Annotated in this window: 1 pseudogene; it reads left to right on the plus strand. The window is 47.4% G+C overall.

The features are described from left to right. Nucleotides 1–251: pseudogene (locus BHE89_RS02420) on the plus strand (amidohydrolase family protein); the annotation flags it as partial.

The following is a 251-nucleotide window of genomic DNA, read 5'->3' on the forward strand; positions in this document are numbered from 1 at the left end:
ATCGGGATCAAAGATGGTCGCATTGTGGGTATCGGCAAAGCGGGTAATCCAGATGTACAACCTAATGTAAGTATTGTTGTAGGACCTGCCACAGAAGTCTTGCGGGCGAAGGTAAAATCGTTACCGCAGGTGGTGTTGATACACATATTCACTTTATCTGCCCTCAACAAGCACAAGAAGGTTTAGTTTCTGGTGTCACCACGTTTATTGGCGGTGGCACAGGTCCCGTTGCAGGAACTAATGCAACCACA

It is taken from the genome of Shigella sp. FC1967 (assembly GCF_001743005.1).
Lineage (GTDB): Bacteria > Pseudomonadota > Gammaproteobacteria > Enterobacterales > Enterobacteriaceae > Proteus.